The following is an 8,380-nucleotide window of genomic DNA, read 5'->3' on the forward strand; positions in this document are numbered from 1 at the left end:
TGGTCTGTATTGATTAACAGGCAGGTGCCCCTGTGATCAGTGCGAATTCGAGTACTTACTCGTCTTCCAGCTCGATGTTGATACCCAGAGAACGGATTTCTTTCAACAGTACGTTGAAGGATTCCGGCATGCCTGGTTCCATACGATGATCGCCATCTACGATGTTTTTATACATCTTAGTACGGCCATTCACGTCATCGGACTTAACAGTCAGCATTTCCTGCAGGGTATATGCGGCACCATATGCTTCCAGTGCCCACACTTCCATCTCACCGAAGCGCTGACCACCGAACTGAGCTTTACCACCCAGCGGCTGCTGAGTAACAAGGCTGTAAGAACCGGTAGAACGCGCGTGCATCTTATCGTCAACAAGGTGGTTCAGTTTCAGCATGTACATGTAGCCGACGGTAACCTGACGCTCGAATTGCTCGCCGGTACGGCCGTCAAACAGTGTGATCTGACCAGAGGTTGGGATTCCGCCCATTTCAAGCAGTTGCTTGATCTCTGTCTCTTTCGCACCGTCGAAGACTGGTGTCGCGATTGGCATACCTTTTTTCAGGTTCTCAGCCAGACGCAATACTTCGTCATCGGTAAAGGTGGTCAGATCCACTTTCTGACGTACGTCGTCGCCCAGATCATAGGCACGCTGGATGAACTCGCGCAGCTTAGAAACTTCTTCCTGTTTCTTCAGCATGGCATTGATTTTTTCACCAATACCTTTCGCGGCCATACCCAGGTGGGTTTCCAAAATCTGACCAATGTTCATACGTGATGGAACGCCCAGCGGGTTCAGTACGATATCAACAGGAGTCCCGTTTTCATCGTAAGGCATATCTTCGATCGGGTTGATCTTGGAGATAACACCTTTGTTACCGTGGCGGCCTGCCATTTTGTCACCAGGCTGGATTTGACGTTTAACGGCCAAATACACTTTAACGATTTTCAGCACACCTGGTGCCAGATCATCGCCCTGAGTGATTTTACGACGCTTAGCTTCGAGTTTTTTCTCAAACTCGGATTTCAGTTCGTCGTACTGTTCAGCAAGCTGTTCCAACTGATTCTGTTTGTCTTCGTCAGTCAGTGACAGTTCTAACCAACGATCGCGAGGCAATTTGCCCAGCTTGTCAGCTTCAACACCGCCAGCAACCAGCGCAGACTGGATACGTGCAAACAGACCGGCTTCCAGGATCTGCAGTTCTTCAGTCAGGTCTTTCTTCGCCTGCTTCAGCTGCATCTCTTCGATTTCCAACGCACGCTTGTCTTTTTCCACGCCATCGCGGGTGAAGACTTGCACGTCGATAACCGTACCGGACACGCCGTTTGGTACACGCAGAGAAGAGTCTTTAACGTCAGACGCTTTCTCACCGAAGATCGCACGCAGCAGTTTCTCTTCTGGCGTCAGCTGGGTTTCGCCTTTAGGCGTTACCTTACCCACCAGAATGTCACCACCGGTCACTTCAGCACCGATATAAACGATACCGGATTCATCCAGTTTGGAGAGCGCAGCTTCACCCACATTAGGGATGTCAGCGGTGATCTCTTCAGGCCCTAACTTGGTGTCACGGGACACACATGCCAGTTCCTGGATATGGATGGTCGTGAAGCGGTCTTCCTGCACAACACGTTCGGAGACCAAGATGGAGTCTTCGAAGTTGTAACCGTTCCAAGGCATGAACGCGACACGCATGTTCTGACCCAGAGCCAGTTCGCCAAGATCTGTAGACGGACCATCTGCCAGCACGTCGCCGCGCTCGATTGGCTCGCCCAGATTCACACACGGCATCTGGTTGATGCAGGTGTTCTGGTTAGAACGGGTGTATTTGGTCAGGTTATAAATGTCGATACCTGCTTCGCCCGGGTACATCTCTTCTTCGTTAACACGAATAACGATACGGGATGCATCCACGTACTGAACAATACCGCCACGTTTGGCTACGGCAGTCACACCGGAGTCAACCGCTACAGCACGTTCCATACCAGTACCAACCAGCGGCTTATCAGCGCGCAGAGTTGGAACTGCCTGACGTTGCATGTTCGCACCCATCAATGCACGGTTGGCGTCATCGTGTTCCAGGAATGGAATCAATGAAGCACCAACGGATACAACCTGTTGGGTGGAAACGTCCATGTAGTCAACCTGATCGCGGCTGAAGAGGCTTGATTCGCCTTTGCTACGACAAGTGACCAGGTCTTCAATGAAGCGCCCTTCTTCGTCCAGGTTGGAGTTCGCCTGAGCGATTACGAAGTTGCCTTCTTCAATGGCAGACAGATAGTTGATTTCATCAGTCACCAGACCATCACGCACGCGACGGTAAGGGGTTTCCAGGAAACCGTACTCATTGGTCTGTGCATAGACAGACAAGGAGTTGATCAGACCGATGTTTGGACCTTCTGGCGTTTCGATTGGACATACGCGACCGTAGTGAGTCGGGTGTACGTCTCGAACTTCAAAGCCAGCACGTTCGCGGGTCAAACCGCCCGGGCCCAATGCAGAGATACGACGCTTGTGCGTGATCTCGGACAACGGGTTGTTCTGGTCCATAAATTGTGACAACTGGCTTGAGCCGAAGAATTCTTTCACCGCAGCCGAAATCGGCTTAGCGTTGATCATATCCTGAGGCATCAGTGTGTCGAGGTCGCCCAGAGAAAGACGCTCTTTAACAGCACGCTCAACACGAACCAGACCAACACGGAATTGGTTTTCAGCCATTTCGCCGACGGAACGAATACGACGGTTGCCCAAGTGGTCGATATCATCCACTTCGCCCTGGCCGTTACGAATGCCGATCAGCTTTTTCATTACCTGAATGATGTCGTCTTTGCTCAGGATACCTGAACCTTCGATTTCATCACGCAACAGAGAACGGTTGAACTTCATACGACCTACAGCAGACAGGTCGTAACGATCTTCAGAGAAGAACAGGTTCTCAAACAGGCTTTCCGCCGCTTCACGCGTTGGTGGCTCACCAGGACGCATCATTCGGTAGATCTCAACCAGTGCGCTCAGGCGATCGCTGGTTGGGTCGACGCGAATGGTCTCGGACATGTACGCGCCATGATCGAGGTCATTGGTGAACAGCGTTTCAATGGTTTTGTGACCGGACTGGCTCAGTTTAGCAAGCAGGTCCAGAGACAATTCCATGTTAGCCGGGACGATCAGCTCACCGGTATTGGTGTCGATGTAGTCTTTAGAGACCACTTTCCCTGCGATGTATTCAACAGGAACTTCGATGCGCTGAATTTCGTCTTTTTCAAGCTGACGAATATGACGGGCAGTGATGCGGCGGCCTTTTTCTACATAGACTTTGCCGTCAGCTTCGATATCAAAGGAAGCTGTTTCACCACGCAGGCGCTCAGGTACCAGTTCCATCTGCAACTTGTTGTCGCGGATCTGGTAAGTCACCTTGTCAAAGAACAGGTCAAGGATCTGTTCAGTCGTGTAATTTAATGCACGCAGAATGATGGTCGCAGGCAATTTACGGCGACGGTCAATACGTACAAACAGGTTGTCTTTCGGATCAAACTCGAAATCTAACCATGAACCGCGGTAAGGGATGATACGCGCGTTATAAAGCACTTTACCCGAAGAGTGGGTTTTACCCTTATCGCTGTCGAAGAATACGCCCGGACTACGGTGCAGCTGAGATACGATAACCCTCTCAGTACCGTTAATCACAAAGGTACCATTTTCGGTCATGAGCGGAATTTCGCCCATATAGACTTCTTGTTCCTTGATGTCTTTGACCGTACCTTCTGGTGCTTCACGTTCGTAGATTACCAGGCGCAGTTTTACGCGCAGTGGCGCGGAGAACGTCACACCACGGATCTGGCATTCTTTAACGTCGAATACAGGCTCACCAAGACGGTAGCTAACGTATTGCAGCTCAGAGTTACCGCTGTAGCTCTTGATAGGGAATACAGAACGGAATGCAGCTTCCAGACCGTACTGGCCTTCCGGATCTTGCTCGATAAACTTCTGGAACGAGTCAAGCTGGATAGAAAGGAGATATGGAATGTCCAAAACTTGTGGACGTTTACCAAAATCCTTACGAATGCGTTTTTTCTCGGTATAGGAGTAAACCATAGGGTTCCTCAGCTCGCTGATCAGTGACCCAATCTTGTCTGCCCTGAGAAGGACAGTTCATGCAACACCGTTTATGTCGACCGGAAAGCAGAAACGCTTCCCGCAATATCTGTTTTCTACCACTCTTAAATCATTTCGTTGTGCGTTATCTGTAGATGAGCTACAGCAAGAGGCAACAATATATTAAGGCGTCTATAGAAAGAGATATTAGAGTAGTTCAGTGCTCAAACAGTGTGAAACACCACTGACACTCTATAGCGCAAAAAGGCTGGTGACTAAAAAGTCACCAGCCATCAGCCTGTTAGAACAGGCTGCACTCCGGGAAGTTAAACTTACTTAACTTCAACAGAAGCACCAGCTTCTTCCAGAGATTTTTTCAGAGCTTCAGCGTCGTCTTTGCTGATGCCTTCTTTCAGAGCTGCTGGAGCAGACTCAACCAGGTCTTTCGCTTCTTTCAGACCCAGGCCAGTCGCGGTGCGAACAGCTTTGATAACTGCAACTTTATTCGCGCCAACAGCGGCCAGAACAACGTCGAACTCAGTTTTTTCTTCAACAGCTTCAGCAGCAGCAGCAGGACCTGCAACAGCAGCAGCAGCAGAAACGCCGAATTTTTCTTCCATAGCGGAGATCAGTTCAACGATTTCCATTACAGACAGAGCTGCAACGCCTTCAATGATTTGTTCTTTAGTGATTGACATTTCAAGTGTTCCTAGAATTCAGAAATAGTTTATACGTAAGCAAATGAACGAGATAAAAAAGGCTGATTAAGCAGCTTCTTTCTGATCGCGTACAGCAGCCAGAGTGCGAACCAATTTGCCTGCAGAGGCTTCTTTCATGGTTGCCATCAGGCGTGCGATTGCTTCTTCGTAAGTAGGCAGAGTTGCCAAGCGGTCAATTTGAGCCGCAGAGATAAACTCACCTTCAAAGGCCGCAGCTTTAACCTCAAATTTTGCATTCGCTTTAGCGAAATCTTTGAACAAACGGGCAGCAGCGCCTGGGTGTTCAGTAGAGAATGCAATCAAGGTTGGACCGACAAACGTGTCTTTCAGGCACTCAAACTGAGTACCTTCCACGACGCGACGCATCAAGGTGTTGCGAACAACACGCATGTAAACGCCAGCTTCACGACCTGCTTTACGCAGTTCAGTCATTTTATCTACAGTTACGCCACGAGAATCCGCAACAACCGCAGACAGCGCGCCTTTGGCTACTTCGATGACTTCAGCAACAATCGCTTGTTTGTCTTGAAGATTTAATGCCATTAGCTTTTTGCTCCTGGATTTAGCCGGGGAAAACCCCCGGAACTCACATCACTTGTCATCGAGAATCGATAACAAGCGTACAAACACGGTGAGCAGAGAATCCAGCAAAGACAAATCTTAATTCTTTATAAAAAAGACAAAGAAATATTTTCTTCAGGCTCTGTCACCGTCTACGCAGGAAGGATTAAGCCCCTTTCAGGGCACCTGCGGTCTTGGACGGAGGTCTGGATAGGCCAGACTCCAACCGAAAAATCTTGGTTTCGCATTAACGAAACAACGGGCCATAGATTCTAGACAAATCTATCGCCCGCGTAAAGCGATAAACGTCAGCAGTTAATTAGCTAACTGTTGCGCTCAGGCCGCTTTGATCAACAGAAAGACCCGCACCCATGGTAGTGGACAGGCTTACTTTCTTGATGAAAACGCCTTTAGCCTGGGAAGGCTTCGCTTTTTTCAGAGCGACCAACAGAGCTTCCAGGTTTTCTTTCAGCTTGTCGGATTCGAAATCAACCTTACCGATAGTGGTATGGATGATGCCGTTTTTGTCGTTACGGTAACGAACCTGGCCTGCTTTAGCGTTCTTAACCGCTTCAGCAACGTTAGGCGTTACAGTACCAACTTTCGGGTTAGGCATCAGACCGCGTGGGCCCAGAACCTGACCTAATTGGCCAACAACGCGCATTGCATCTGGAGATGCGATTACAACGTCGAAGTTCATTTCGCCTTTTTTGATCAGGTCAGCCAGATCTTCCATACCTACCAGTTCAGCGCCTGCAGCTTTAGCAGCTTCAGCGTTTGCACCTTGGGTGAAGACGGCAACGCGAACAGAACGACCGGTGCCGTGTGGCAGTACGGTTGCGCCGCGAACGTTTTGATCTGATTTACGAGCGTCGATGCCGAGGTTAACAGCAACGTCAACGCTTTCTACGAATTTAGCAGTGGCCAGCTCTTTGAGCAGAGCAACGGCTTCGGTGATGTCATACTGTTTAGTAGCATCAACTTTGTCACGGATCACGCGCATGCGCTTGGTCAGCTTAGCCATTTATTAATCCTCCACTACCAGGCCCATGGAACGAGCAGTACCTTCGATGGAGCGAGTCATCGCTTCAACGTCAGAACCGGTCATGTCCGCAGCTTTGGTTTCTGCGATTTCACGAACCTGAGCACTCGTTACTTTACCCACTTTGTCTTTGTTCGGCTTGCCGGAACCAGACTTGATACCAGCCGCTTTCTTCAGCAGTACTGCTGCAGGAGGGGTTTTGGTAACGAAGGTGAAAGAACGGTCAGAATAAACAGTAATAACAACAGGAATTGGCAGGCCTTTTTCCATGCTATCAGTCTTAGCATTGAACGCCTTACAGAATTCCATGATGTTCACACCCTGCTGACCCAAAGCTGGACCAACTGGCGGACTTGGGTTTGCCATACCAGCTGCAACTTGCAACTTAACGTAGGCTTGTACTTTCTTGGCCATGGTAAATATCCTCGTTTGGGTGATATCGCCTGTTTGAAGAGGCTCCCCGTTATTTACAGTACTTTGTTCTTTGTAATTTATGTGCTGAGACTGCACATAAAAACAAAAGGCGCGAAATTATAGTTCAATTTCGCGCCTTGTACAACATCTGTTCTAATGAATGTTTAGAACGTTGTTGTTAGCCTTTTTCAACCTGACCGAAGTCCAGTTCAACCGGTGTTGCACGGCCAAAAATGGAAACAGACACTTTCAGGCGACTTTTCTCGTAATCAACTTCTTCGACCACACCATTGAAGTCCGCAAACGGACCGTCATTAACACGTACCAGTTCACCTGGTTCGAACAACGTTTTAGGACGTGGTTTATCACCCACTTGTTGCAGGCGATTCATGATCGCATCAACTTCTTTATCGCTGATTGGTGCAGGACGATCTGACGTTCCGCCAATGAAGCCCATAACACGAGGAACGCTGCGAACTAAGTGCCAGCTGGCGTCATTCATCACCATCTGTACCAGCACATAACCTGGGAAGAATTTACGTTCGCTTTTACGGCGCAGGCCACCACGAATCTCAACCACTTCTTCGGTTGGAACCATGACTTCACCAAACAGTTCTTCCATGTCATGTAATTTGATGTGCTCACGCAGCGATTGTGCTACGCGGCCTTCAAAGCCAGAAAACGCCTGAACGACGTACCAACGTTTTTTAGGTGCTTCAGACATTAGAACCTCAAGCCAGTAATGAAAGATACCAGGCGGACTAAAATACCATCCAGCCCCCACAGAATCAGTGACATAACGGCAGTTACCGCAGCAACGATCAGTGTGGTATGCAATGTTTCCTGGCGCGTTGGCCAAATGACTTTACGTACTTCAGTACGCGCTTCACGAGCAAACGCGACCGTCGCCTTGCCTTTAGTGGTCAGTAAAGCCACTGCGCCTGCAATTGCGATAATAACAACTACGGCTAACGCGCGTAACGGCAGGCTGTATGCACGGTAATAATAGTTACCGACAATAGCTACAACCAACAAAACGGCAACAATCAGCCACTTTACCGCTTCCAGGCCGCGCCCGCTCCCTTGAGCCTCGGTATTCGCACTCATAAACCAACCCGTCACAATGATTCAGAACAAACAACTTTGCCTCGCATTGCGAGGCAAACCAAACCGATCGATGCTCTACTTGAGCGCAATTCGGTGTTTTACGCTATATCTCAGAGCCTATCTCACCAGTGATTATGACGTATAAATCGCTGATGAGATAGGTTCTAGCGCCACAGCGTAGAAAAAAGGGCATCGAATGATGCCCTTTTAGTGTGTATTACGTCAACGAATAGTGACAAAAAACTATCAGCGATTAAGCGATAACTTTAGCAACAACACCAGCACCTACAGTACGGCCGCCTTCACGGATTGCGAAACGCAGACCATCATCCATCGCGATTGGGTGGATCAGGGTAACAACCATGTTCACGTTGTCACCAGGCATAACCATCTCAACGCCTTCTGGCAGTTCGATAGTACCGGTCACGTCAGTTGTACGGAAGTAGAACTGTG

At 49.1% G+C, this 8,380-nt stretch carries 7 protein-coding genes and 1 pseudogene; all 8 read right to left on the reverse strand.

Translation table 11 applies throughout. The features are described from left to right. Positions 1–55 precede the first annotated feature (55 nt). Positions 56–4,084 carry a DNA-directed RNA polymerase subunit beta gene (rpoB, locus tag LC431_RS25520; RefSeq protein WP_013577409.1) on the reverse strand — a complete coding sequence of 1,343 codons (4,029 nt, stop codon included), beginning with the start codon at positions 4,082–4,084 and terminating at the stop codon, positions 56–58. A gap of 332 nt (positions 4,085–4,416) precedes the next feature. After that, positions 4,417–4,782, reverse strand: a complete 366-nt coding sequence (gene rplL / locus LC431_RS25525; protein WP_013577410.1) for a 50S ribosomal protein L7/L12 — start codon at positions 4,780–4,782, stop codon at positions 4,417–4,419. 66 nt (positions 4,783–4,848) lie between these two features. After that, positions 4,849–5,346 (reverse strand): 50S ribosomal protein L10, encoded by a 498-nt coding sequence (gene rplJ, locus LC431_RS25530; protein WP_013577411.1) that lies wholly within the window; start codon positions 5,344–5,346, stop codon positions 4,849–4,851. A gap of 337 nt (positions 5,347–5,683) precedes the next feature. Next, positions 5,684–6,388, reverse strand: a complete 705-nt coding sequence (rplA, locus tag LC431_RS25535; protein WP_013577412.1) for a 50S ribosomal protein L1 — start codon at positions 6,386–6,388, stop codon at positions 5,684–5,686. A 3-nt stretch (positions 6,389–6,391) separates the two neighbouring features. Further along, positions 6,392–6,820, reverse strand: coding sequence for a 50S ribosomal protein L11 (rplK, locus tag LC431_RS25540; RefSeq protein ID WP_013577413.1), 429 nt, complete (start codon positions 6,818–6,820; stop codon positions 6,392–6,394). Between the two features lie 178 nt (positions 6,821–6,998). Then, positions 6,999–7,544: a transcription termination/antitermination protein NusG gene (nusG, locus tag LC431_RS25545; RefSeq protein ID WP_013577414.1), complete on the reverse strand. Its 546-nt coding sequence runs from the start codon at positions 7,542–7,544 to the stop codon at positions 6,999–7,001. Beyond that, on the reverse strand, positions 7,544–7,927 hold the full coding sequence (gene secE, locus LC431_RS25550; RefSeq protein ID WP_013577415.1) for a preprotein translocase subunit SecE: 384 nt from the start codon (positions 7,925–7,927) through the stop codon (positions 7,544–7,546). Before secE ends, nusG begins: the two co-directional genes overlap by 1 nt. 253 nt (positions 7,928–8,180) lie before the next feature. Further along, positions 8,181–8,380 (reverse strand): annotated as a pseudogene (tuf, locus tag LC431_RS25555) (elongation factor Tu); the annotation flags it as partial.

Origin of the sequence: Rahnella sp. GSA61A, from assembly GCF_019969905.1 — a bacterium.
In the GTDB taxonomy this organism is placed as follows: domain Bacteria; phylum Pseudomonadota; class Gammaproteobacteria; order Enterobacterales; family Enterobacteriaceae; genus Rahnella; species Rahnella aceris.